Origin of the sequence: Streptomyces sp. NPDC059010 (assembly GCF_042740355.1) — a bacterium.
In the GTDB taxonomy this organism is placed as follows: domain Bacteria; phylum Actinomycetota; class Actinomycetes; order Streptomycetales; family Streptomycetaceae; genus Streptomyces.
The window spans coordinates 1-25,161 of record NZ_JBHYJA010000080.1 but is presented as its reverse complement, the minus strand read 5'-3'; the positions used below and the strand labels follow the sequence as shown (position 1 = coordinate 25,161).

General features: G+C 70.0%; 21 protein-coding genes. 13 read left to right on the top strand and 8 right to left on the bottom strand.

Annotation, left to right across the window (positions count from 1 at the left end):
* Nucleotides 1-199: 199 nt before the first annotated feature.
* Nucleotides 200-1,024, bottom strand: a complete 825-nt coding sequence (locus ACFWYS_RS45125) for an oxidoreductase (RefSeq protein WP_384782602.1) — start codon at nucleotides 1,022-1,024, stop codon at nucleotides 200-202.
* Nucleotides 1,025-1,189: 165 nt separating this feature from the next.
* On the opposite strand from ACFWYS_RS45125, the gene ACFWYS_RS45120 reads away from it, so the two are divergent.
* Entirely contained in the window at nucleotides 1,190-2,200 is a 1,011-nt protein-coding gene (locus ACFWYS_RS45120; RefSeq protein ID WP_384782600.1) for an ATP-binding protein, read from the top strand.
* On the opposite strand, the gene ACFWYS_RS45115 is transcribed toward ACFWYS_RS45120, so the two are convergent.
* On the bottom strand, nucleotides 2,190-3,524 hold the full coding sequence (locus ACFWYS_RS45115) for a hypothetical protein (RefSeq protein ID WP_384782598.1): 1,335 nt from the start codon (nucleotides 3,522-3,524) through the stop codon (nucleotides 2,190-2,192). The genes ACFWYS_RS45120 and ACFWYS_RS45115 overlap by 11 nt on opposite strands.
* Nucleotides 3,525-3,821: 297 nt before the next feature.
* On the opposite strand from ACFWYS_RS45115, the gene ACFWYS_RS45110 reads away from it, so the two are divergent.
* The 6 genes from ACFWYS_RS45110 (at nucleotide 3,822) to ACFWYS_RS45085 (ending at nucleotide 12,213) form a co-directional block, all read left to right on the top strand.
* Nucleotides 3,822-6,473 (top strand): bifunctional SulP family inorganic anion transporter/carbonic anhydrase, encoded by a 2,652-nt coding sequence (locus ACFWYS_RS45110; RefSeq protein WP_384782596.1) that lies wholly within the window; start codon nucleotides 3,822-3,824, stop codon nucleotides 6,471-6,473.
* 289 nt (nucleotides 6,474-6,762) lie between these two features.
* Entirely contained in the window at nucleotides 6,763-8,763 is a 2,001-nt protein-coding gene (acs, locus tag ACFWYS_RS45105) for an acetate--CoA ligase (RefSeq protein ID WP_384782594.1), read from the top strand.
* Nucleotides 8,764-8,952: 189 nt separating this feature from the next.
* Nucleotides 8,953-10,392, top strand: a complete 1,440-nt coding sequence (gene nhaA / locus ACFWYS_RS45100) for a Na+/H+ antiporter NhaA (protein WP_384782592.1) — start codon at nucleotides 8,953-8,955, stop codon at nucleotides 10,390-10,392.
* 78 nt (nucleotides 10,393-10,470) lie between these two features.
* Nucleotides 10,471-10,968, top strand: coding sequence for a phage holin family protein (locus ACFWYS_RS45095; RefSeq protein ID WP_384782590.1), 498 nt, complete (start codon nucleotides 10,471-10,473; stop codon nucleotides 10,966-10,968).
* The gene (locus tag ACFWYS_RS45090; RefSeq protein ID WP_384782588.1) at nucleotides 10,965-11,903 is read left to right on the top strand and encodes an alpha/beta fold hydrolase; all 939 of its coding nucleotides are present in this window, start codon (nucleotides 10,965-10,967) and stop codon (nucleotides 11,901-11,903) included. Before ACFWYS_RS45095 ends, ACFWYS_RS45090 begins: the two co-directional genes overlap by 4 nt.
* A gap of 127 nt (nucleotides 11,904-12,030) precedes the next feature.
* Nucleotides 12,031-12,213, top strand: coding sequence for a hypothetical protein (locus tag ACFWYS_RS45085; protein ID WP_384782586.1), 183 nt, complete (start codon nucleotides 12,031-12,033; stop codon nucleotides 12,211-12,213).
* 16 nt (nucleotides 12,214-12,229) lie between these two features.
* Here the strand turns inward: ACFWYS_RS45085 and ACFWYS_RS45080 are convergent, their stop codons facing one another.
* The 3 genes from ACFWYS_RS45080 to nth form a co-directional block, all read right to left on the bottom strand.
* Entirely contained in the window at nucleotides 12,230-13,429 is a 1,200-nt protein-coding gene (locus tag ACFWYS_RS45080; RefSeq protein WP_384782584.1) for a MarP family serine protease, read from the bottom strand.
* A gap of 120 nt (nucleotides 13,430-13,549) precedes the next feature.
* A complete protein-coding gene (locus ACFWYS_RS45075; protein WP_384782582.1) occupies nucleotides 13,550-14,245 on the bottom strand; it encodes an NUDIX hydrolase in 696 nt (231 codons plus the stop codon).
* A 106-nt stretch (nucleotides 14,246-14,351) separates the two neighbouring features.
* A complete protein-coding gene (gene nth, locus ACFWYS_RS45070) occupies nucleotides 14,352-15,317 on the bottom strand; it encodes an endonuclease III (RefSeq protein WP_384782580.1) in 966 nt (321 codons plus the stop codon).
* A gap of 317 nt (nucleotides 15,318-15,634) precedes the next feature.
* Between nth and ACFWYS_RS45065 the strand changes: the two genes are divergently transcribed.
* The 3 genes from ACFWYS_RS45065 to ACFWYS_RS45055 all read left to right on the top strand — a co-directional run bounded on the left by ACFWYS_RS45065 (nucleotide 15,635) and on the right by ACFWYS_RS45055 (nucleotide 18,410).
* On the top strand, nucleotides 15,635-16,309 hold the full coding sequence (locus tag ACFWYS_RS45065) for a Crp/Fnr family transcriptional regulator (protein WP_015658871.1): 675 nt from the start codon (nucleotides 15,635-15,637) through the stop codon (nucleotides 16,307-16,309).
* Between the two features lie 345 nt (nucleotides 16,310-16,654).
* Complete coding sequence (locus tag ACFWYS_RS45060; protein ID WP_384782577.1) at nucleotides 16,655-17,521, top strand: NUDIX hydrolase; 867 nt, start codon at nucleotides 16,655-16,657, stop codon at nucleotides 17,519-17,521.
* A gap of 58 nt (nucleotides 17,522-17,579) precedes the next feature.
* Nucleotides 17,580-18,410: an MBL fold metallo-hydrolase gene (locus ACFWYS_RS45055; protein ID WP_384782575.1), complete on the top strand. Its 831-nt coding sequence runs from the start codon at nucleotides 17,580-17,582 to the stop codon at nucleotides 18,408-18,410.
* Nucleotides 18,411-18,510: 100 nt separating this feature from the next.
* On the opposite strand, the gene ACFWYS_RS45050 is transcribed toward ACFWYS_RS45055, so the two are convergent.
* Nucleotides 18,511-18,978, bottom strand: coding sequence for a RidA family protein (locus ACFWYS_RS45050; protein WP_272120786.1), 468 nt, complete (start codon nucleotides 18,976-18,978; stop codon nucleotides 18,511-18,513).
* Nucleotides 18,975-19,136 (bottom strand): DUF4177 domain-containing protein, encoded by a 162-nt coding sequence (locus tag ACFWYS_RS45045; protein ID WP_010986011.1) that lies wholly within the window; start codon nucleotides 19,134-19,136, stop codon nucleotides 18,975-18,977. Before ACFWYS_RS45045 ends, ACFWYS_RS45050 begins: the two co-directional genes overlap by 4 nt.
* A 106-nt stretch (nucleotides 19,137-19,242) precedes the next feature.
* Between ACFWYS_RS45045 and ACFWYS_RS45040 the strand changes: the two genes are divergently transcribed.
* Together ACFWYS_RS45040 and ACFWYS_RS45035 are read left to right on the top strand one after the other, a co-directional pair.
* Entirely contained in the window at nucleotides 19,243-20,220 is a 978-nt protein-coding gene (locus tag ACFWYS_RS45040; protein WP_384782572.1) for an ArsA-related P-loop ATPase, read from the top strand.
* A 52-nt stretch (nucleotides 20,221-20,272) separates the two neighbouring features.
* Nucleotides 20,273-21,706, top strand: coding sequence for an ArsA family ATPase (locus ACFWYS_RS45035; protein WP_384782570.1), 1,434 nt, complete (start codon nucleotides 20,273-20,275; stop codon nucleotides 21,704-21,706).
* An 81-nt stretch (nucleotides 21,707-21,787) separates the two neighbouring features.
* Here ACFWYS_RS45035 and wblA read toward each other — a convergent pair whose 3' ends face one another.
* Nucleotides 21,788-22,126, bottom strand: a complete 339-nt coding sequence (gene wblA / locus ACFWYS_RS45030; protein ID WP_067033339.1) for a transcriptional regulator WblA — start codon at nucleotides 22,124-22,126, stop codon at nucleotides 21,788-21,790.
* 576 nt (nucleotides 22,127-22,702) lie between these two features.
* Here wblA and ACFWYS_RS45025 point away from each other — a divergent pair.
* A complete protein-coding gene (locus ACFWYS_RS45025) occupies nucleotides 22,703-24,988 on the top strand; it encodes a transglycosylase domain-containing protein (RefSeq protein ID WP_384782568.1) in 2,286 nt (761 codons plus the stop codon).
* Nucleotides 24,989-25,161: the final 173 nt, after the last annotated feature.

The window sequence follows — 25,161 nt, the reverse complement described above, 5'->3', positions numbered from 1 at the left end:
CACCCCCTCCTGGTTGCAAAACCTCTCGCTGCGTTTGGCACCCCGCCACACAGCCCGGGGGGGTCAACCCCACCCCCCCCCCCCGCAACTTATGTGAGCCCCCGCCCGGGGGCTCTTTTTTCACGCCTTACGACTTTCAAGCGACCTCACGGCGCCCCCACGCACGCGTGCCTTGCGGCGCCCCACACACACGCGTGCGTCACGCCGCCCCGCGCTGCAGCGCCTCGCACACCGCCGTCGATTCACGCGCACCGAGCTCGATCGCCTTGCCACAGTGGGCGATCCAGGCCGCCATGCCCTCCGGCGTGCCGGAGACATAACCGTCGAGCGCCGCCAGATAGGCCGCGCGGCCCAGTTCGGCGTGGCCGACCTCGGCGGGGCAGACGGACTTCGGGTCCAGGCCGCTGCCGACGAGGACGATGCGCTCGGCCGCGCGCGCGACCAGGCCGTTGCGGGAGGTGAAGGGGCGCAGTGCGAGAAGCTCACCGTGCACGACGGCGGCCGTCACCAGGGCGGGCGCCGAACCTCCGGCGATGATCAGCTCGGACAGCCCCTCCAGACGGCCGTGCACCTCCGCCGCGCTCGGCGGCGGCAGCTCGACCAGCGGCTCGTCGACCGGCTCGCCCTCCTGGCGCGGGCGCCCGACCGTGTCGTCGTTGCTCGCCGCCGCCACCAGGTGCAACCGGGCCAGCACCCGAAGCGGCGACTGCCGCCAGATGGACAGCAGTTGGCCCGCCTCGGCGGTCAGCCGCAGGGCCGCACCCACGACGCGCGCCTCGTCGTCACCGCTGAAGTCGGTACGCCGGCGGACCTCTTCGAGTGCCCAGTCGGCGCCCGACAACGCCGCGGTACCGCGGGCGCCGCGCAGGGCCGCCTCGGAGGTGATCTCGTTGCTGCGACGCCGCATGATCCGGTGGCCGTACACCCGGTCCACGGCCTTGCGCACGGACTCCACGGACTCGGGCACACCCGGCAGCGACCCGAGGGCTGCGAGCGGATCGGCGGTCGCGCCTGTCGTACTCATGAGTACGACATTACGCGCCCACCCGTCCCACGGCCGCCGCCGCCCTCCGCCCGGCCACCGTCCCCTCGGACTTCACCCTGTTCGATGACTCGCACCCCTCGATCGAGTGGCCTACTTCACGTACGGCTGCCACATACAGCTATCGCGGCACTACCCTTCGTGAACATGAAAATTGCTTTCGTGGGCAAGGGCGGCAGCGGCAAGACGACCCTGTCCTCCCTGTTCATCCGCCGGCTCGCCGCGGCAGGCGCGCCGGTCGTCGCCGTCGACGCCGACATCAATCAGCACCTGGGAGCCGCGCTCGGGCTCGACGAGACGGAGACCGCCGCGATGCCCGCGATGGGCGAGCAGCTGTCGCTGATCAAGGACTATCTGCGCGGCTCCAATCCGCGGATCACCTCGGCCCGGACGATGATCAAGACGACGCCGCCCGGCGAGGGTTCGCGGCTGCTGCGGGTGTGCGACCCCAATCCGGTGTACGACGCCTGTGCCCGGCCGGTGGAACTCGACGGCGGCGCCGTCCGTTTGATGGTCACCGGCCCCTTCACGGACTCCGATCTGGGGGTCGCCTGCTACCACTCCAAGACGGGGGCGGTGGAGCTGTTCCTGAACCACCTGGTGGACGGCCCAGACGAGTACGTCGTGGTCGACATGACGGCGGGCTCGGACTCCTTCGCCTCCGGCATGTTCACCCGCTTCGACATCACGTTCCTCGTCGCCGAGCCGACCCTGAAGGGAGTCTCCGTCTATCGCCAGTACAAGGAGTACGCCCGCGACTTCGGCGTCGTCCTGAAGGTCGTCGGCAACAAGGTGCAGGGTCAGGACGACCTCGACTTCCTCCGCGCCGAGGTCGGGGACGACCTGCTGGTGACCGTCGGGCACTCGAACTGGGTGCGCGCCATGGAGAAGGGCCGCCCGCCCCGGTTCGAGCTCCTGGAGGACGCCAACCACCTCGCCCTGCGCCGACTGCACACGGCCGCGGACGCCACGTACGAGCTGCGGGACTGGGAGCGCTACACCCGCCAGATGGTGCACTTCCACCTGAAGAACGCCCAGTCCTGGGCGAACGAACGCATCGGGGCCGACCTGGCCGCACAGATCGACCCCGGGTTCGTACTGGGCGAGAGTCTCATCGCCGGCACCGACGACAATTCCCGCCTGACTGCTACCGCTTGACCGCCGGTGCCCCGGGCGCCCCCTTCGGGGCCGGGGCCGGGTGTCCCGACAGGAAGGACGCCCAGCCCTGCTTCGGGGCCTCGCCGACGCCCAGCGTGCGCAGCTTCTTCAGGGTTGCCGGGTCCTGGGCGTCGAGCCAGTCGGCGAGCTGCCGGAAAGAGACGCAGCGCACGTCGGGCTTGTTGCAGACGGCCTCGACGACCTCCTCGACGGCGCGCATATAGGTGCCGCCGTTCCAGGACTCGAAGTGGTTGCCGATGATCAGGGGCGCACGGTTGCCCAGGTAGGCGCGGTGGAAGCCCATGAGGAGGCCGTCCCGCATCTGGTCGCCCCAGAAGTCGTGCTTGGCGGGGTCGCCCTGGCTGGTGGTGCCCGACTGGTTGACCATGAAGTTGTAGTCCATGGTGAGCTGCTCGTAGGAGTGCCCGGGGAACGGCACGAGCTGCATCGACAGATCCCACAGGCCTCCCTTCTTCGCAGGCCAGACCTGGTTGTTGACACCGCTGGAGTCATAGCGGAAGCCCATCTCATGGGCGGCCGTGACGAAGTTCTTCTGCCCCTCCAGACAGGGCGTGCGGGCGCCGATGAGCTCCTTGTCGTAGTCGAAGGGCAGGGGTGCCGCCTTCAGGCCGGTGGTGGTCTTCCAGGACTTCACGAACCGCTTCGCCTGGACGATCTCGTCCTTCCAGTCCGCCACCGACCATTCGCCGACGCCGCCGCCCTTGCCGCAGAAGTGGCCGTTGAAGTGGGTTCCGATCTCGTTGCCATCCAGCCAGGCCAGCCGCAGCTGCTTCGCGGTGGCGGCGATGCCCGCCTCGTCGTTGAAGCCGATGTCGGAGCGGCCCGGGGAGTGCTGTGGCGGGCGGTACAGGTCCCGCTTGCCGTCCGGCAGCATGTACACGCCGCTGAGGAAGTACGTCATCGTCGCGTTGTTCGCCTTGGCGACCGCACGGAAGTGGGAGAACAGCTTCTGGCTGTCCTCACCGGCGCCGTCCCACGAGAACACCACGAACTGCGGCGGCTTCTGACCGGGCTTCAGCCGCTCGGGTCTGGACAGATGCGGCTGGGCCCCGGTGTACGCGGTGGAGCCGTCCCCGATCAGTCGGACCACGCGCTTGGGCGGGCCGGGCGCCGCCGGCTTCGCCTTCTGCGGTCCGGGTCCGGGCAGCCCCTGCCTGGTCGTGTCGGTGCCGGACGTGCAGCCGGCGAGGGATGCGGCGCAGACCGCGGCGATCGCGGTACCCGCCGCGATCCTGTGCGCCCCGACGAGCCTGCACGTCGCGGCGATCCTGCTGGGGGCGGCGGTCCTGCGGGTGGCGGCCATGTTCCGTCCACCTTCTTCCTTCTCTCGGGAGCCGACGGCGCCGCCAAGATCGCATGGGACCGAGAAGGAATTAGTACGACAAGCCGACTAATTAGTTGCATCACCCTTTAGAGGGATTCATTAGTCCATTTGCTCGTAAAATCTATTCCAGCCCTTTACTCTGCATTACGATCCGTTTACTGACTGTTGATGCATCCCGCCGCTGCATGCCGTGACCACACGGCCGCGACCCGACCCCTCGCCAGAGCGGGGGACCACCAGATCCGCGACCGCGCTGCCCCGGAGGAGACGGGAAACATGTCCGCCTGCGTACCCACCCGCGCCGACGACCCGAGTCGAGCGGAGCACACCCACGAACCCCACAGCCCACCGCCGCCCCGGCCCCGCCGCCCTCGTATCGCGGGCGCCGATCTGTCGGCCTCGATCGCGGTCTTCCTGATCGCACTCCCGCTGTCCCTCGGTATCGCCCTCGCCACCGGCGCGCCCCTCCAGGCCGGCCTCGTCGCCGCCGCCGTCGGAGGCCTCGTCGCCGGCTGGCTCGGCGGCTCCCCACTCCAGGTCAGCGGCCCCGCCGCAGGCCTCACCGTGGTCACCGCCGACCTCATCCATCAGTACGGCTGGCGGACGACCTGCGCCGTCACCGTCCTCGCCGGACTCGCCCAACTCGGCCTGGGCTCCCTGCGTGTGGCGCGCGGCGCGCTCGCCGTGAGCCCCGCCATCGTGCACGGCATGCTCGCCGGCATCGGCGTCACCATCGCCGTCGCCCAGCTGCACATCGTCGTCGGCGGCACCCCGCAGAGCTCCGTCCTCGACAACCTCCGGGCACTGCCCGCGCAGTTGGCCGAGCTGCGGCCCGCCACCATCTCGGTGAGCGCGCTGACCCTGGCCCTGCTGCTGCTCTGGCCACGGATCCCCGGCCGGGCCGGACGTCTGCTGCACAAGGTGCCGGCCGCACTCGTCGCCGTCACGGGCGCCACCTCGGCCGCCTCGCTCGCGGGCCTGACCCTGCCCAGGGTGGACCTGCCGTCCTGGCGCAGCCATGCCCTGGCCGGACTGCCGGAAGGCCCGGTACTGGGCCTGATCGCCGCCGTGCTGACCACCACCCTGGTGTGCAGCGTGCAGTCGCTGCTCGGCGCGGTCGCCGTGGACAAGATGGTGGCCTCGCGTCCCGGGCTGCCCGCCCGCGTCGGGCGCTCGCACCTGGACCGCGAGCTGCTCGGGCAGGGCGCCGCCAACATCGTCTCCGGAACCCTCGGCGGGCTGCCCGTCGCCGGCGTGGCCGTACGGAGTTCGGCGAACGTGCAATCCGGCGCCGTCAGCCGGAACTCCACGATGCTGCACGGCGTTCTCGTAGTAGTCGCCGCGCTGCTGATGGTCCCGATCCTGGAGCTCATCCCGCTCGCCTCGCTCGCCGCCCTGGTGATGGCCGTCGGCATCCAGATGGTGTCCCTGCACCACATCCGCACGGTGACCCGCCACCGAGAAGTGCTGGTGTACGCCGTCACCACCCTCGGCGTGGTGGTCTTCGGCGTCCTGGAGGGCGTGGCACTCGGAATCGCCATGGCCGTCGCCGTCGCACTGCACCGCCTCACCCGCACCCGGATCACGCATGACGAGAAGGAAGGAGTCCATCACGTACATGTACGAGGGCAGCTGACGTTCCTCGCGGTGCCACGGCTCAGCCGGGCCCTGCATCTCGTACCCCAAGGCGCCCGAGTCGTCGTGGAGTTGGACGGGTCGTTCATGGACCACGCGGCGTACGAGTCACTGCAGGACTGGCAGAACACACACACCGCGCGCGGCGGCGCCGTGGAGCTGGTCGGCCGCAGAGCCGGAGTCCGGATCGGTGAACCCACCACGCCGATCGGCCTCCATCTCGACGCCGGAAAGGTCACGGCCGAGTCGGCCGACTGCCGGTGCCACCCCTGGACGCCCTGGCGCAACCACCAGTGCGAGATCCCGGAGTCCCTCACCTCCCGCGACGGACGCGACGAACGCAACGGGCGCAACGGGCGCTCGGGGCATCCCGGGGAAGCGCAGACGCCCGACACCGGAGACACCGATCGGTCCGGCACGCCTCGCGCCACCGACGCATCCGGCACCACGATCGAGCTCGACGCGGACGACGACGGGTCCGGACCCAGCAGTGCTGTCAGCGGGTCCAGCGACGCCGAAGGGCTCAGCGGCTCCGGCTCCGGTCGTCCCGGCGAAGGCAGAGTCGACCCGTCCGGCGCTGCCGACGCCAGCCGGCCGAGCGCGCATCAACTGGCCCGTGGCATCAGCGCGTTCCAGCGCAACACCGCACCCTTGGTGCGGGGCGAGCTGGCACGGCTGGCGCGTGAGGGGCAGCAGCCGTCCCAGCTGTTTCTCACCTGCGCGGACTCACGGGTGGTCACGTCCATGATCACTTCCAGTGGTCCCGGCGACCTGTTCGTGGTGCGCAACGTGGGCAACCTCGTTCCTCCCCCAGCTGCCGTTGGGAGGTGCCCCCAGCCCGGCCAGGAGAGCGGGGACGACTCGGTGGCGGCGGCCATCGAGTACGCGGTGGACGTGCTGGAGGTCCGGTCGATCACTGTGTGCGGGCACTCCGGGTGCGGGGCCATGCAGGCGCTGCTCACCTCCGAGCCCGGCGGCCCGCGGACCCCGCTCCGGCGGTGGCTGCGGCACGGGCAGCCCAGCCTGGAGCGGATGTCCGACGAGAACCGGCCCTGGGCCCGCCTCGCCGGGCGGGCGCCGGCCGACACGGTCGAGCAGCTCTGTCTGACCAACGTGGTCCAGCAGTTGGAGCATCTGCGCGCCCATGAATCGGTGGCCCGGGCCCTGCGGGCGGGGGTGCTGGAACTGCACGGGATGTACTTCCACGTGGGCGAGGCACAGTCGTACCTGCTCACCGAGGGGGACGGAGACGAGGTCTTCGACGACGTGGGAGTGGCCAACCTGTCGGTCTGAGACGGGGCGGCGCCTCCCTGGCGCCGCCTCTCCCCTTCCGCCGGTGTCTCCCTGGCGCCGCCCCTCCCCGGCGCCCGCATTTCGCCCAGCGCCGCGTTTCCCTCGGCGTGGCGTTTCACCTGCGCTCGGATGAAATGTGAAAGGGATTACAGACCTGAACCGGGTCCGTCCGGCGTCCGTGGGAACGGATGACCCCGGCGCCGGACGCGGCTCCGGATCCGCCCCCGCCGACAGGTCTAAACCAATTTTCCGTCGACCCTTGTCATCGGGCCCCCGGGTCTGATGAGCTGTGGCCTGGGACACAACGGACACCCTGGGAAAGGGAGATGTCGTGAGCAACGAAAGCCTGGCCAACCTGCTGAAGGAAGAGCGCAGGTTCGCACCCCCCGCCGACCTGGCCGCCGATGCCAACGTCACGGCGGAGGCGTATGAACAGGCCAAGGCTGACAGGCTCGGCTTCTGGGCCGAGCAGGCCCGTCGGCTGACCTGGGCCAAGGAGCCGACGGAGACGCTGGACTGGTCGAACCCGCCGTTCGCGAAGTGGTTCAAGGACGGCGAGCTCAATGTCGCGTACAACTGCGTGGACCGGCATGTCGAGGCCGGGCACGGCGACCGGGTCGCCATCCACTTCGAGGGCGAGCCCGGCGACAGCCGCGCGGTCACCTACGCCGAGCTCAAGGACGAGGTCTCCAAGGCGGCCAACGCGCTGCTGGAGCTCGGGGTGCAGAAGGGCGACCGGGTCGCCGTCTACATGCCGATGATCCCGGAGACAGCGATCGCGATGCTGGCCTGCGCCCGGATCGGCGCCGCGCACTCCGTCGTCTTCGGCGGGTTCTCGGCCGACGCCCTGGCCACCCGTATCCAGGACGCGGACGCCAAGGTCGTCATCACCTCCGACGGCGGCTACCGGCGCGGCAAGCCGTCCGCGCTCAAGCCGGCCGTGGACGAGGCGATCGCCAAGGTCGACAACGTCGAGCACGTCCTCGTGGTCCGCCGTACCGGACAGGACGTCGCCTGGGACGACAGCCGTGACGTGTGGTGGCACGAGATCGTCGAGCGGCAGTCCGCCGACCACACGCCCGAGGCGTTCAACGCCGAGCAGCCGCTCTTCATCCTCTACACGTCCGGTACGACGGGTAAGCCGAAGGGCATCCTGCACACCTCCGGCGGCTACCTCACCCAGGCGTCCTACACCCACCACGCGGTCTTCGACCTCAAGCCGGAGACGGACGTGTACTGGTGCACCGCCGACGTCGGCTGGGTCACCGGGCACTCGTACATCGTGTACGGGCCGCTGGCCAACGGCGCGACGCAGGTGATGTACGAGGGCACCCCGGACACCCCGCACCAGGGCCGCTTCTGGGAGATCGTGCAGAAGTACGGGGTGACGATCCTGTACACGGCGCCGACGGCGATCCGTACGTTCATGAAGTGGGGCGACGACATCCCCGCGAAGTTCGACCTGTCCTCCCTGCGGGTCCTGGGCTCGGTCGGTGAGCCGATCAACCCCGAGGCGTGGATCTGGTACCGCAAGCACATCGGTGCCGACCGGACGCCGATCGTGGACACCTGGTGGCAGACCGAGACCGGCGCGATGATGATCTCGCCGCTGCCGGGCGTCACCGAGACCAAGCCCGGTTCCGCGCAGACCCCGCTGCCCGGCATCGCCGCGACCGTCGTCGACGACGAGGCGAACGAGGTGCCCGACGGCGGTGGCGGCTACCTGGTCCTCACCGAGCCGTGGCCCTCGATGCTGCGCACCATCTGGGGCGACGACCAGCGGTTCCTCGACACGTACTGGTCGCGCTTCGAGGGCAAGTACTTCGCCGGTGACGGGGCGAAGAAGGACGACGACGGGGACATCTGGCTCCTCGGGCGCGTGGACGACGTGATGCTGGTGTCGGGCCACAACATCTCCACCACCGAGGTCGAGTCCGCCCTGGTCTCCCACCCGTCCGTGGCCGAGGCGGCCGTCGTCGGTGCCGCCGACGAGACGACCGGGCAGGCGATCGTCGCCTTCGTGATCCTGCGCGGCACGGCCAACGCCGAGGACGAGAACCTCATCGCCGACCTGCGAGGCCACGTCGGCTCCACCCTCGGCCCGATCGCCAAGCCGAAGCGAGTCCTGCCGGTGGCCGAGCTGCCGAAGACCCGCTCCGGCAAGATCATGCGCCGACTGCTGCGGGACGTCGCCGAGAACCGCCAGCTCGGTGATGTGACGACGCTGACCGACTCCACGGTCATGGACCTCATCCAGGCCAAGCTCCCGGCGGCGCCGAGCGAGGACTGAGTACCGGACATACCTCAAGGGCACCCGGCGACGAGCGCGCCTGGTGCCCTTCGGGTACGTACGGTGGAAATCGGCGGATGCACTCCCGCGCACCCTTAGGTAGGCTAAGGAAAACAATTTGTCCTCAGGTGCGCCGGGAAGTCTGGTCGGCATGTGTTCCGCCCTGCCCACCGACCGGAGGTCTCCCCCGTGCCCGCGCCCAGCACCACCGCCCCCGTCCGCAAGGTTCTCGGACGGCTGTCCCTTCCCGAGCGGACCTTCGTCGCGGACGCGCTGCGCACCGAGACCGTCGGCGGTGTCCTGCTGCTGCTCGCCGCGATCACCGCGCTGATCTGGGCGAACGTACCCGCGCTGCACGACAGTTACGAGACCGTCGGCCACTTCCACCTCGGCCCCGAGGCCCTCGGGCTGAACCTGTCCGTCGAGCACTGGGCCGCCGACGGACTCCTCGCGATCTTCTTCTTCGTCGCCGGGATCGAGCTCAAGCGCGAGCTCGTCGCCGGCGATCTCAAGGACCCCAAGGCCGCCGCGCTGCCGGTCGTCGCCGCGTTGTGCGGCATGGCGGTGCCCGCGCTGGTCTACACGCTGACCAATGTCACCGGGGGCGGATCGTCGGCCGGCTGGGCGGTCCCGACCGCCACGGACATCGCCTTCGCACTGGCCGTGCTCGCCGTCATCGGTACCTCGCTGCCCAGCGCCCTGCGCGCCTTCCTGCTCACGCTCGCCGTCGTGGACGACCTGTTCGCGATCCTGATCATCGCGATCTTCTTCACCGAGCAGATCGACTTCGCCGCGCTCGGCGGCGCCGTCGTCGGCCTGATGGTGTTCTGGCTGCTGCTGAGGAAGGGCGTACACGGGTGGTACGTGTACGTGCCGCTCGCCCTCGTGATCTGGGGGCTGATGTACAACAGCGGCGTCCACGCCACCATCGCGGGCGTGGCGATGGGGCTCATGCTGCGCTGCACGCGCCGCGAGGACGAGCCGCACTCCCCCGGCGAGCACATCGAGCACCTCGTACGCCCCCTGTCGGCGGGGCTCGCCGTCCCGCTGTTCGCGCTGTTCAGCGCAGGTGTGGCCATCTCCGGGGGCGCGCTCGGCGATGTGTTCACCCAGCCGGAGACGCTGGGCGTCGTCCTCGGACTGGTCGTCGGCAAGACGCTCGGCATCTTCGGCGGCACCTGGCTGACGGCACGTTTCACCAGGGCCTCGCTCAGTGATGACCTGGAGTGGGCCGACGTGTTCGCGGTGGCCACACTCGCCGGTATCGGCTTCACCGTCTCACTGCTCATCGGCGAGCTCGCCTTCGCGGGCGACGCCACGCTGACCGACGAGGTCAAGGCGGCCGTGCTCATGGGCTCCCTCGCCGCGGCGACCCTGGCGACGGTGCTGCTGAAGATACGTAACGCCAAGTACCGCAGGATGGTCGACGACGAGGAGCGCGACGAGGACGCGGACGGCATTCCGGACATCTACGAGCAGGACATGCCGGAGTACCACCTGCGGCTGGCCGCGATCTACGAGCGCAAGGCCGCCGAGCACCGCCGTATCGCCGAGGAGAAGGCCGCCGCACGCCACGCGCTTGCCGAAGTGGCGGGCGGGGCAGGCGACGAGGAGCAGCGTCGGGCATGATCTGACGGGACGGTACAAAAGACGGAACCGTACGCAGTCAGGCAGAAGACGGATCCGTACACGACGAGGGAGACCGCGATGAGCGCACCCGACGGCAGCCCGGTCGGCGCCGAACGCAGCATCGGCCAGCTGTTCGCCTCGGCGACGACCGAGATGTCGGCGCTGGTGCATGACGAGATCGCACTGGCGAAGGCGCAGCTCAAGCAGGACGTCAAGCGCGGTGCGACAAGCGGCGGCGCGTTCACCGCGGCGGGCGCCGTGCTGGTGTTCTCGCTGCCGATGCTGAACTTCGCCCTCGCGTACGGCATTCGGACCTGGAGCGACTGGAACCTCGCGATCTGCTTCCTCCTGTCCTTCGCGGCGAACGTCCTCGTCGCCGTCGTCCTCGCCCTGATCGGCGTCGCCTTCGCCAAGAAGGCCAAGAAGAGCAAGGGCCCGCAGAAGGTCGCCGCCTCGATGAAGGAGACGGCGGGCGTCCTGCAGAATGCCAAGCCGCACCCGCGTCCGGCCGCACAGCCGGAGCTGCAGGACCGGGCGCCCGCGGCCATCGAGGCTGTGGCACGCTCGTCGTCATGACGGATCCCGCCACCCCTTCGGCGCAACCTGCCTCGGTCGTACGACTGGACGGTCCCTGGACACACAGGGACGTGGCCGCCAATGGTGCGCGCTTCCATATCGCGGAGATGGGCGACGGCCCGCTGGTCCTGCTGCTGCACGGCTTCCCGCAGTTCTGGTGGGCCTGGCGGCACCAGCTAGTCGCCCTCGCCGACGCGGGCTTCCGGGCCGTCGCGATGGACCTGAGGGGGGTCGGCGGCAGCGACCGTACGCCGCGCGGTTACGACCCGGCCAACCTCGCGCTCGACATCACCGGCGTGGTCCGCTCGCTCGGCGAGCCCGACGCCGCGCTGGTCGGCCACGACCTCGGCGGATATCTGGCGTGGACGGCGGCCGTGATGCGCCCCAAGCTGGTCCGCCGGCTCGCGGTCTCCTCCATGCCGCACCCCCGGCGCTGGCGCTCGGCGATGCTCTCGGACGTCAAGCAGACGAACGCGAGTTCCTACATCTGGGGGTTTCAGCGGCCCTGGATTCCCGAGCGGCAGCTGACGGCCGACGACGGGGCGCTCGTGGGCCGGCTGATCCGGGACTGGTCGGGCCCGCGCCTGCCGGACGACGACGCGGTGGAGATGTACCGCCGCGCGATCTGCATCCCGTCGACGGCGCACTGTTCGATCGAGCCGTACCGCTGGATGGTGCGCTCGCTGGCCCGCCCCGACGGCATCCAGTTCAACCGCCGGATGAAGCGGCCGGTGCGCGTCCCGACGCTGCATCTGCACGGCTCGCTCGACCCCGTCATGCGCACTCGCAGCGCCGCCGGTTCGGGCGAGTACGTCGAAGCGCCGTACCGCTGGCGGCTGTTCGACGGTCTCGGCCACTTCCCGCACGAGGAGGATCCGGCCGCTTTCTCGACCGAACTGATCAACTGGCTGAAAGACCCCGAACCCGATCGGTGACCGCGCCGATGCGCCCGGTATCCGGAACTGAACACCTGTCCTACGAACAGCCAATTGCCCGGCGCATAGGCCAATTGGGCGCCCTGAGGGCGGTTATCGACCTTGGGGCAGGGGCAGACGTCGGGGTATGGGCTGGACGCACGACTACAGTGACGCAGCACGCAACCGCCGCTCGGCCACTGGCCTGAGCTCCCACCAGCGAGGCAGCGCCCCGCAGATGCCGGGTTCCGACCTTCGGGTGGGCATTCCGCGCATTCTGCGCCGCCGGGCCCGCTGGGTCTCGGTACGCCTGCGCCACCCGCGCGGCTGACCTCGACGCGGCCGGCCTACAGCGCGCAGCTGTCGCTGTCCACCTGCTGGTTGGCGGTACGGCCCTTGGCGATGTCCTGCTGGATCTCGTCAACGGTGAGCGCGTAGCCGGTCTTGGCGTCGTCGAGGGACTTGGCGAAGACCACGCCGTACACCTTGCCGTCGGGCGTCAGCAGCGGGCCGCCGGAGTTGCCCTGGCGGACCGTCGCGTACAGCGAGTAGACGTCACGGCGCACGGTGCCGCGGTGGTAGATGTCCGGCCCGTTGGCCGGCAGGCGTCCACGCACGCGTGCGGCGCGCACGTCGTACGACCCGTTCTCCGGGAAGCCCGCGATGATCGCGCTGTCGCCGCTCTCGGCGTCGTTGGCCGTGAACTGCAGCGCGGGCGCCCGCATGTCCGGTACGTCGAGTACGGCGATGTCGCGCTCCCAGTCGTAGAGGACGACCGTCGCGTCGTACTTCCTGCCCTCACCGCCTATCTGGACGGTGGGTTCGTCGACGCCTCCGACGACATGCGCGTTGGTCATGACACGGCGGCCGGCGAAGACGAAGCCGGTGCCCTCCAGGACCTTGCCGCAACTCGTCGCCGTGCCCATGACCTTGACGATGGAGCGCTGGGCGCGGGTCGCCACCGGACTGTTCGCCAGCGCCGGGTCGGGCGGCTGGACATCGTTGATCGGCTCGTTCGAGAACGGGCTGAAGACCTGGGGGAAGCCGTTCTGCGCCAGCACGGAGGAGAAGTCCGCGAACCAGGTGTCCGCCTGGTCGGGCAGCGCCCGCGCGACGCCGAGCAACACCTTGGAGTTACGGACCTCTTTGCCGAGCGTCGGCAGCGTCGTCCCCGCGAGGGCGGAGCCGATCAGCCAGGCGACGAGGAGCATCGCCACGACGTTGACGAGGGCGCCGCCGGTCGCGTCCAGGGCGCGGGCCGGGGACCAGGTGATGTACCGGCGCAGTTTGTTGCCGAGGTGGGTGGTCAGGGCCTGGCCGACGGAGGCGCAGACGATGACGACGACGACCGCGACGACGGCGGCGGTCGTGCTCACCTCGGCGTTGTCGGTGAGCGCGTCCCAGATGACCGGGAGCAGGTATACGGCCACGAGGCCGCCGCCGAGGAAGCCGATCACCGACAGGATGCCGACGACGAAGCCCTGGCGGTAACCCACGATCGCGAACCACACGGCGGCGACCAGCAACAGGATGTCCAGCACGTTCACTGCTTCAGGCTCCGCCTCTTCACTTTCCGATCACGCCCGGTCAGCCCGGGGGCCGGCCCGCCGCGCAGCGGCATGCGGGCGCAGTGGCCGCCGGGAAAACACAGCACGGCAGACACCCTGTCATGACCGCCAGTCCAGCGGGACCTGCTTCCCCCGGTCCCAGGGCTGCTCCCAGCCGGAGAAGTGCAGCAGACGGTCGATGATTCCGGCCGTGAAACCCCACACCAGGGCCGATTCGACCAGAAATGCCGGGCCTCGGTGGCCGCTGGGGTGGACGGTCGTGGCTCGGTTGTCCGGATTCGTGAGATCCGCCACGGGGACGGTGAACACGCGGGCCGTTTCGTTCGGATCGACGACATCGACCGGGCTCGGCTCGCGCCACCAGCCCAGCACGGGCGAGACGACGAAGCCGCTCACCGGGATGTACAACTTCGGCAGCACACCGAAGAGCTGGACCCCTGCGGGATCGAGTCCGGTCTCCTCCTCGGCCTCGCGGAGAGCGGCCCGCAACGGCCCGTCGGCCTGCGGGTCACCGTCCTCGGGGTCGAGGGCACCGCCGGGGAAGGACGGCTGTCCGGCATGCGACCGCAGCGAACTGGCCCGCTCCATGAGCAGCAGCTCAGGCCCCCGCTCACCCTCACCGAAGAGAATCAGTACGGCCGACTGACGCCCCGCGCCGTTCTCCGGCGGCAGAAAACGGCTCAGCTGCACCGGCTCCACGGTCTCCACGACCCGCACCACGGGAGCCAGCCAGCCCGGCAGCCCGTCCTTGCTGACCACCACCGGCCCGTCCTGCGTCTCACTCGCCCGCGTCATCGCCACCCCTATCGCCCTGCCGAGTCCAACGCCTGACGGCACCGAGATCGTTCCGCCCCGGTGAAGCGAGGGCACGCCGACGCCTCGACCCGCCCACTGCGCCCCGTCATCCGGCCCCCAGCGGCGGAGCCGGTTTGCCGCCCGCGTCCAGATAGGCCTGCGGCGGCCTGAGCCGCTGCCCCGGGAAGCCGCCCTTCTCGTACTTCAGCAGCTTCTTGGCCTTCTCGGGGTCGGTCTCGCCCTCGCCGTACGCCGGGCAGAGGGGCGCTATGGGGCAGGCGCCGCACGCCGGCTTGCGGGCGTGGCAGATGCGCCGGCCGTGCCAGATCACATGGTGCGACAGATCCGTCCAGTCGCTCTTCGGAAACAGCGTCCCGATCTCGGCCTCGATCTTGTCCGGATCCGTCTGCTCGGTCCACTCCCAGCGCCGCACCAGCCGCTGGAAGTGCGTGTCCACGGTGATGCCGGGCCGCCCGAAGGCATTGCCGAGCACGACGAAGGCCGTCTTACGCCCCACCCCCGGCAGCTTCACCAGCTCTTCGAGCCGCCCCGGAACCTCACCGCCGTGGTTCTCCACGAGCGCCTTGGACAGCCCCATCACCGACTTGGTCTTGGCCCGGAAGAACCCGCAGGGCCGCAGGATCTCCTCGACCTCCTCAGGGTTGGCGGCGGCCAGGTCCTCGGGTGTCGGGTACTTGGCGAAGAGCGCGGGGGTCGTCTGGTTCACGCGCAGGTCGGTGGTCTGGGCGGACAGCACCGTGGCCACCACGAGCTGAAAGGAGTTGTCGAAGTCCAGCTCGGGATGGGCGTAGGGATAGACCTCGGCGAGCTCACGGTTAATACGCCGCGCACGACGCACGAGGGCGGTACGGGACTCGGCCTTCTTCTTGACGGGCGCGGCCTTCTTCCCGGCGGCCGCATTCTCCACAGCCGCTTTAGCCGCGGCCGTCCCCTTCGCGGCCTTCTTCACCGCCGCCTTCTTCACAGGCGTGGCCTTCCTGGCGGTCGCAGCCTTCTTCACGGCCGCTTTCCCGCCACCGGTCACCACTTCGCCCGGCGCGTTTTTCGCCACTTTTGCCGTTTTCCTTCCGCCACCAGGGTCCTGTTCGCCCACAGCGGAATCGCGACGTACAGCCACCCGCCCAGCCCCCTTGGCCTGTGCTCTCACCGGCGATTTGGACACCCGGCCAGCCTAAAGCCCGACACCGACATCCGCCCCGGACCCTGAAGATCGGCCCCCAATTGGACCCCTGCCGCTTACCTCGGGACACGTGTGCGGCATCCTTGTGACAGATCACACTGTTTGGACCGTCCGGCAAAATGGGGAGCACGGTCCCCTGGTAAGTGGGGGAGCAAGATCCCCTGAGCAGGTCGACAAGGAGAGAACTCGTGGACGACGTTCTGCGGCGCAATCCGCTCTTCGCGGCTCTCGACGACGAGCAGTCCGCGGAACTGCGCGCCTCCATGAGTGAGGTGACCCTCGCACGTGGCGACTCCCTGTTCCACGAGGGCGACCCGGGTGACCGGCTCTACGTCGTCACCGAGGGCAAGGTAAAGCTTCACCGCACATCCCCCGACGGCCGCGAGAACATGCTCGCCGTCGTCGGCCCCGGAGAGCTCATCGGCGAGCTGTCCCTCTTCGACCCGGGCCCGCGCACGGCGACCGCCACCGCGCTGACCGAGGTCAAGCTGCTGGGCCTGGGCCACGGCGACCTCCAGCCCTGGCTGAACGCCCGCCCCGAGGTGGCCACCGCCCTGCTGCGCGCCGTGGCCCGCCGCCTGCGCCGCACCAACGACGCGATGTCCGACCTGGTCTTCTCGGACGTCCCCGGCCGCGTGGCCCGCGCACTCCTGGACCTCTCCCGCCGCTTCGGCGTGCAGTCCGAGGAGGGCATCCACGTCGTCCACGACCTCACGCAGGAGGAGCTGGCCCAGCTGGTCGGCGCGTCCCGCGAGACGGTCAACAAGGCCCTGGCCGACTTCGCCCAGCGCGGCTGGCTCCGCCTGGAGGCCCGAGCGGTGATCCTCCTGGACGTGGAGCGCCTGGCAAAGCGATCGCGCTAGCCACTGCCGTACAACGCGGGGCCCCGTCTCACCACGAGACGGGGCCCCGCGTCCGCTCCAGGCGCACAAGCACGGCGCCGCACCCGCCCACGGCGGGAAGGGGACGTGCCGGGGGGTGTCCGCCCGCAGCGGCGGGCGTCAACAAACAGCACCCTCTTAAGGCACAGCAACCGCCCGACCGAGGACGGACACCCCCCGGCGCGGCCCCGACCCACAACGCACCTGCAGGCGCTACGCGCACCCCCACCGGACAGAAACGTGCCGCCGCAGGCATCCCCCCGCCCACCCGCCGGAGGCAAAGGGCACCCCCTCGAACATCCGCGCACCAGGAGATAGCCTCCGCCCATGGCAAACGGGCAGTGGTACCCACCGGAGTGGCCGGACCGCATCCGCGCGCTCGCGGAAGGAAGCCTGACCCCCGTCGCCCCGAAGCGGGCGGCCACCGTCATGCTGCTCAGGGACACCCGCACCGGCCCCACCGTGCACATGCTGCGCCGCCGCGCCTCCATGGCATTCGCCGGCGGCGCGTACGCCTACCCGGGCGGCGGCGTGGACCCCCGCGACGAACACCCGGTCCGCTGGGCGGGCCCCACGCGCGCGTGGTGGGCGCAACGCCTCAACGTCGACGAGGCTGCGGCACAGGCGATCGTCTGCGCGGCGGTCCGGGAGACATACGAGGAGGCAGGCGTCCTGCTCGCAGGGCCCACCGACGACTCCGTCGTGGGCGACACCACGGGCGAGGACTGGGAGACGGACCGCGCCGCACTGGTCGCCCGGGACATGTCGTTCGCCGAGTTCCTGGACCGCCGAGGACTGGCCCTGCGCTCCGACCTCCTGGGCGCCTGGACCCGCTGGATCACCCCGGAGTTCGAACCCCGCCGCTACGACACGTGGTTCTTCGTCGCCGCCCTCCCGGAGGGACAGCGCACCCGCAACGCCTCCACGGAGGCCGACCGCACGGTGTGGATCCGCCCCACGGACGCCGCGGCGTCGTACGACAAGGGCGAGCTGCTGATGATGCCGCCCACCATCGCGACCCTGCGCCAGCTGACGCCGTACGACAGCGCCGCCGAGGCCCTCGCCGCCGCCCCCGACCGCGACCTGACCCCCGTCCTGGCACAGGCCGGCCTGGAGGACGGCGAGATCGTGCTCTCCTGGCCGGGCCACGACGAGTTCACCAAGCACATCCCGACGGGCGGAACCCCCGCATGACCACCCCCACCGCCCCCGCCGCCCCCAAAGCGCCCCCAGCCCCGGAAGGCCCCCTCGCATGACGGACGCAGCAGCCCTACCCGGCCAGCCGCGAGGCGGGGTCCTCACCGGCCCCGCCACCCCCCGCGCCGTCAACGTCCTCGCGCCCAACCCCTCCGCGATGACCCTGGACGGCACCAACACCTGGATCGTCGCCGAGCCGGACTCCGACCTGGCCGTCGTGATCGACCCCGGCCCACTGGACGAGGGGCACCTGCGCAACGTCGTCGCGACGGCCGAGAAGTCGGGCAGGCGCATCGCCCTGACCCTGCTCACCCACGGCCACCCGGACCACGCCGAGGGCGCCGCACGCTTCGCCGAACTCACCGGCACACACGTGCGTGCCCTCGACCCGGCGCTACGGCTCGGCGACGAGGGACTCGGTCCCGGGGACGTGATCACCGTCGGCGGCCTGGAGCTGCGCGTCGTACCGACGCCCGGCCACACCGCCGACTCGCTCTGCTTCCACCTGCCGGCCGACCGCGCCGTCGTGACCGGCGACACGATCCTGGGCCGCGGCACGACGGTGGTGGCGCACCCCGACGGCCGCCTGGGCGACTACCTGGACTCGCTACGGCGCCTGAGGTCCCTCACGGTCGACGACGGCGTGCACACCGTCCTCCCGGGCCACGGCCCCGTCCTGGAGGACGCCCAGGGCGCCGTCGAGTTCTACCTCGCCCACCGCGCCCACCGTCTGGCCCAGGTCGAGACGGCGGTCGAGGACGGCTACCGCCTGCCGACCGAGGTCGTGGCCCACGTCTACGCCGACGTGGACCGCTCCCTGTGGCCGGCGGCCGAACTGTCGGTACGGGCACAGATCGACTACCTGGAGGAGCACGGCCTCATCTAGCCGTCGGGCGCGGGATCCGGCCACGGCACACAACGGCCGACCAGAACCCCATCGCCCCCCGCACCACACCGCACCGCTCCCGCGCGGCACCGCCGGAGGCCTACGCCCCCGTCAGCTCCACCTGGACCTCGACCTCGACCGGCGCGTCCAACGGCAGCACGGCCACGCCCACCGCGCTACGCGCGTGCACGCCCTTGTCGCCCAGAACCTCCGCGAAGAGCTCGCTCGCGCCGTTGATGACACCCGGCTGTCCCGTGAAGTCGGACGCCGACGCCACGAACCCCACGACCTTCACCACGCGCGCGACACGGTCCAGATCACCCGCCACCGACTTCACGGCCGCGAGGGCGTTCAGGGCGCAGATACGGGCGAGTTCCTTGGCCTCCTCGGCGGTGACCTCCGCGCCCACCTTGCCGGTGACCGGAAGCTTGCCCTCCACCATGGGGAGCTGGCCGGCGGTGTAGACGTACACGCCGGACTGGACGGCCGGCTGGTACGCGGCCAGCGGAGGCACGACCTCCGGGAGCGTCAGGCCCAGCTCGGCGAGCCTCGCCTCGACGGCGCTCATGCCTGCCTCTCCCGCTTCAGGTAGGCCACGAGCTGCTCGGGGTTGTTCGGCCCGGGCACGACCTGGACGAGCTCCCAGCCGTCCTCGCCCCAGGTGTCCAGAATCTGCTTCGTGGCGTGGACGAGCAGAGGCACGGTTGCGTATTCCCACTTGGTCATGTGGCCGACTTTATCCGTTGGCCACAAGCCGCCACGCGGCCGACCGTACTCAAGTTATCCACAGGCCGCCGCGTGGTCGGCGCACCGACTGGTTAGGCTCGAAGACGTGAGCAGGCTCCAGGTCGTCAGCGGCAAGGGCGGGACCGGAAAGACCACGGTCGCCGCCGCGCTCGCGCTCGCCCTCGCCACCGAGGGGAAGCGGACGCTTCTCGTCGAGGTCGAGGGCAGGCAGGGCATCGCGCAGCTCTTCGAAACAGAGGCGCTGCCTTATGAGGAGCGGAAGATCGCCGTCGCTCCAGGGGGCGGGGAGGTGTACGCCCTCGCCATAGACCCCGAACTGGCCCTTCTGGACTATCTCCAGATGTTCTACAAGATGGGCGGCGCCGGCCGGGCCCTGAAGAAGCTCGGCGCCATCGACTTCGCCACCACCATCGCGCCGGGCCTGCGTGACGTACTCCTCACCGGCAAGGCCTGTGAGGCGGTACGGCGCAAGGACAAGGCCGGTCGGTTCGTCTACGACTACGTCGTCATGGACGCACCGCCCACCGGGCGCATCACCCGCTTCCTGAACGTCAACGACGAGGTGGCGGGCCTCGCCAGGATCGGGCCGATACACAATCAGGCGCAGGCCGTGATGCGGGTGCTGAAGTCGGCGGAGACGGCCGTGCATCTGGTGACGCTGCTGGAGGAGATGCCCGTCCAGGAGACCGTGGACGGGATCGCCGAGCTGCGGTCGGCGCGGCTGCCGGTGGGGCGGATCATCGTGAACATGGTGCGTCCCGAGGTGTTGGACGCCGCCGACCTGGAACTCGTACGCAGTGTCCCGCGCGCGGCCGTGGCCAAGGCGCTCTCCTCGGCCGGGCTGGGCGGGGCACGGCGCGGCGGCAACGCGGAACGGCTGGTGGACCCGCTGCTGGCGCAGGCCGACGAGTACGCCGAGCGGCACGCGCTGGAGCACGAGCAGCGGGCGGTCCTGGGCGAGTTGGGGCTGTCCGTGCACGAACTGCCGTTGCTGGCCGAGGGCATGGACCTGGCGGGCCTGTACGAACTCGCGGGCGAGCTGCGGGAACAGGGCCTGTCATGAGTCCGTTCACAAGTCGGGAGCCGTACGCGGTACGTCGGAAGCAGGGGATGTCATGAGTCGTCCGGAACCGACCCAGGCGCACGACGCGGCCCGTCAGGCCCATCACCACGCCCCGCATCTCTCCCCCACGCGCGTGCTCGACCTCGACCCGCTGCTGGACGACCCGAAGACACGGATCGTGGTGTGCTGCGGCTCGGGCGGGGTGGGCAAGACGACCACGGCGGCGGCCCTGGGGCTGCGGGCCGCCGAGCGGGGACGCAAGGTGGTCGTGCTGACCATCGACCCGGCCCGCCGACTCGCCCAGTCCATGGGCATCGACTCGCTGGACAACACTCCGCGCCGGGTGAAGGGCGTGGAGGGTGACGGCGAGCTGCACGCGATGATGCTCGACATGAAGCGCACCTTCGACGAGATCGTCGAGGCGCACGCGGACCCCGAGCGGGCCGCCGCGATCCTGGGCAATCCCTTCTACCAGTCGCTCTCGGCGGGCTTCGCGGGCACGCAGGAGTACATGGCGATGGAGAAGCTGGGCCAGCTGCGGGCCAAGGACGAGTGGGACCTCATCGTCGTGGACACCCCGCCGTCCCGCTCGGCGCTGGACTTCCTGGACGCGCCCAAGCGGCTCGGGTCCTTCCTCGACGGCAAGCTGATCCGCGTCCTGCTGGCCCCGGCGAAGGTCGGCGGGCGTGCGGGGATGAAGTTCCTGAACGTCGGCATGTCGATGATGACCGGGGCGCTCGGCAAGCTGCTCGGCGGGCAGTTGCTGAAGGACGTTCAGACCTTCGTGGCCGCCATGGACTCGATGTTCGGCGGCTTCCGCACCCGCGCGGACGCGACGTACAAGCTGCTCCAGGCGCCCGGGACGGCGTTCCTGGTCGTCGCGGCACCGGAGCGGGACGCGCTGCGGGAGGCCGCCTACTTCGTGGAGCGGCTGGCCGCCGAGGACATGCCGCTCGCGGGTCTGGTGCTCAACCGGGTCCACGGCAGCGGCGCCGACCGGCTGTCGGCCGAGCGGGCGCTCGCCGCCGCGGAAAATCTTGAAGAGCCCCGCATTGTGGATCAGGAGGGCGGGAAAGCTGGACTTCGTAACTCCCCCGACACGTACGGCAGTTCAGAATCGGCCTCTTCCGGGGCATCGGTTTCCAAGGCACCGGCTCCTGACGCAGGCTCCCCCGCCACCCAGGACGCCGCCGAGGACATGGAACGATCCGCGGCCACGGACGGGCCGCAGCCCGTCGCCCCGCATGTGGAGCGGTCCGTCGACCAGCTCACCGCCGGGCTGTTGAGGCTGCACTCCGAGCGTATGCAGCTGCTCTCCCGCGAGCAGCGCACGCGTGACCGCTTCACCGCACTCCACCCCGAGGTGGCCGTGGCCGAAGTGGCCGCGCTGCCCGGCGATGTGCATGACCTCACGGGACTGCGGGACATCGGAAACCGACTCGCGGCCCATCGGCCGGAGCTGCCCGATCCCGCGGCCGACGCCTGAGGGAGTCCTCTCGGGCCCGCCCGAGGGCAGACCCTGTCCGCGGTGTGCAGGGAGATGTGCGAGGAGACCTCGTGGGCCTCCTCAGCTCACCGCCGCGTAGTTCTCGTACACCTCGTCATCGTCGAGCGGCAGGATTCCCGCCCCGCGCTCGTATTCCGTACGTGCCGTCTCCAGCAGCCGGCGCCACGAGGTGACGGTCGGCCGCCTGCGCAGCAGGGCGCGGCGCTCGCGCTCCGTCATGCCTCCCCACACGCCGAACTCGACGCGGTTGTCGAGCGCGTCGGCCAGGCACTCCGTGCGCACCGGGCATCCGGTGCACACCGCCTTGGCCCTGTTCTGCGCTGCTCCCTGAACGAACAGTTCATCCGGATCGGTAGTGCGGCAGGCCGCCTGCGCACTCCAGTCGGTTACCCAGCCCATACCGGCGCCGTCCTCTCCCGAATCGAGGCTCCCCCACGGCGGCAGCGGCATATTCACCGCCGCCAGTTGAGGACGTTACGGAAGGTGGGCACAGCGCAACACCCCCTTCGGGCCCAATCTTGAATGGCCCGAACGGACTATGCGTAAGCGGCAGATCACCCGGGGGAGTGAGCTGGCGACATGCGTGACCTTCCCGGCAAACCGGGACAGTTCTGTTGAGTCACAACGGACGCCGGATGACACACAAGGCGGATTCGGACACGCGCCCACCAAAAAAAGTGAGCAACATCCGAAACGATTCGGGGTCGCTGGACGTATTGATACGTGGCCGCACTGCTGTGACAGTTGAGAGCAGCTTAGGCCAACGCCTGCGCGCCTGTCCGGCGAATGGGCTGCATCCATCATGCGAGCTCCGCGGGCGGGCAGATGGCCGACTTTGCCGTGCCATGGCCTACGCCATGACGTGGGTCACGGCTCACGTGACCCCGCGAGCCCATGACGCAGGTCACCGCGCCGGACCATGCTCACGCACGATCGGCCCTCGGATCGCTCATCTCTACGGTTTAGGCTGCCCTCATGCCAAAGAAGCGCTCGGGCGGTGGTCTGTCGCCAACGCAGCAGGCCGCGAAGTTCCTCGGTGTCAGTGTGCTCGCGGGAGCCGTGCTGGCGGGTATCGCCCTGCCGGCGGTCGGCGCGCTGGGGCTCGCGGCCAAGGGATCGGTGGAGAGTTTCGACGAACTCCCGACCAATCTGAAGACCCCGCCGCTGAGCCAGCGCACCACGATCCTGGACGCCAAGGGCGGCACCATCGCCACGGTCTACTCGCGTGACCGCACGGTGGTCGACCTCAAGGACATCTCGCCGTACATGCAGCAGGCGATCGTCGCGATCGAGGACGCCCGCTTCTACCAGCACGGCGCGGTCGACCTGAAGGGCGTCCTGCGCGCCCTCAACCGCAACGCGCGCAGCGGCGGTGTCTCCGAGGGCGCCTCCACGCTCACGCAGCAGTACGTGAAGAACGTCTTCGTGGAGGAGGCCGGCGACGACCCGACGAAGGTCGCGCAGGCCACCCAGCAGACCATCGGCCGCAAGATCAAGGAGCTGAAGTACGCGATCCAGGTCGAGGAGGAGCTCGGCAAGAAGAAGATCCTTGAGAACTACCTGAACATCACGTTCTTCGGCCAGCAGGCGTACGGCGTCGAGGCCGCCGCCCAGCGCTACTTCTCCAAGTCCGCCAAGGACCTCAAGGTCCAGGAGGCGGCCCTCCTCGCCGGTATCGTCCAGTCGCCCAGCCGGTACGACCCGGTCAACGACGAGGCCGAGGCCACCAAGCGGCGCAACATCGTCCTGCAGCGCATGGCCGACCTCGGCGACATCTCCCAGGCGGAGGCCGACAAGGCCAAGGAGACACCGCTGGGCCTGAAGGTCAAAAAGCCCAAGAACGGCTGCATCACCGCGGTCAAGGGCGCCAGCTTCTTCTGCAAGTACGTCGAGAAGGTCATCCTCAGCGACCCGGTCTTCGGCAAGAACCGCGAGGCCCGCGCCAAGATCTGGAACCAGGGCGGTCTGACCGTCACGACCACCCTCGACCCGCAGTCCCAGGAGTCGGTCCAGACCTCGCTCAAGGACCACGTCTACAAGTCGGACAAGGTCGCGGCCGCGACCACCCTGGTCGAGCCCGGCACCGGCAAGATCCTCGGCATGGGCCAGTCGAAGCCGTACGGCTCCGGCAAGAACGAGACCGAGCTCAACTACTCGGTCGACTCGGCGTACGGCGGCTCCAACTACGGCTTCCCGACCGGTTCGACGTTCAAGCCGTTCCTCGCGGCCGCCGCGCTGGAGGAGGGTCGGCCGCCGACGCAGGAGTACTCCGCGCCGTACGAGATGCCGTATCCGCAGACCGTGCGGGGCTGTGAGAAGGCCTGGGTCAACGACAGCAACTACAAGCTGGAGAACGAGGACGAGTCCGAGGTCGGTCCGTACAAGCTCAAGCAGGCCATGGCGAAGTCGGTCAACACGTACTTCGTGCAGATGCTTGAGGACATCGGCATGTGCCCGGTCGTCAACATCACCGACAAGCTCCAGGTCCGCCAGGGCAACGGCGACAAGATCCCCGAGGTGCCGTCGTCGCTGACGCTCGGTTCGACCGGTATCTCGCCGCTCACCATGGCGGGCGCGTACGCCGCCTTCGCCTCGCGCGGCATGTACTGCACGCCGATCGCCATCGAGTCGGTCACCCAGAAGGTCGGCGGCAAGCAGAAGTCGCTGGAGGTGCCGAAGTCGACGTGCTCGCGGGCGATGTCCGAGCAGACCGCCGACACCATCAACAACCTGCTGCGCGGCGTGGTCGACTCCGGCACGGGCCGGCAGGCCGGTCTCACCGACCGGGAGAGCGCCGGTAAGACGGGTACGACGGACGAGCGCCGCAACGCCTGGTTCGTCGGCTACACGCCGAACCTCTCCGGCGCCGTCTGGGTCGGCAGCGCCACCCAGGCGGTCATGATGCGGAAGATCACGATCGGCGGCGAGTACCACGAGCTGGTCTACGGCGGTGAGGTCCCCGGCCCGATCTGGAAGGCCGCCATGTCCGGCGCCCTCGCGGGCAAGCCGGCCGACAAGTTCAACTTCATCGACATCCCTGACGGCGACAAGGACAAGGACAAGGACGAGGACGGCCGCGGGAACGGCAACCAGAACGGCGGCAACGACGGGGACAACGGTGACAACCTCATCGGCGGCCTGGTCGGCGGCGGCAACACCGGCGGCGCGGACGGCGGCACCGTCCCGAGCCCGACGTTCTCCCTCCCGGAGGGCTGGTGGCAGGGACAGACCAACGGGAACGGCAACGGGGGGCGGGGCTGAGCCGCTGAGCGGCTGAACGCGCCCGGCGACGTACCCAGCGGATTGCCCGGCGAGTGACATGAGAAGGGGGGCGGGCGGGTCGGGGGGCCCGGGGGGTTGGGGGGGGGCTTCACCCCCCCCGGCGGCCACCCCCGCCCGCCCCGGGCGCGCGGGCGGGGGCGTTTTAACAAAAA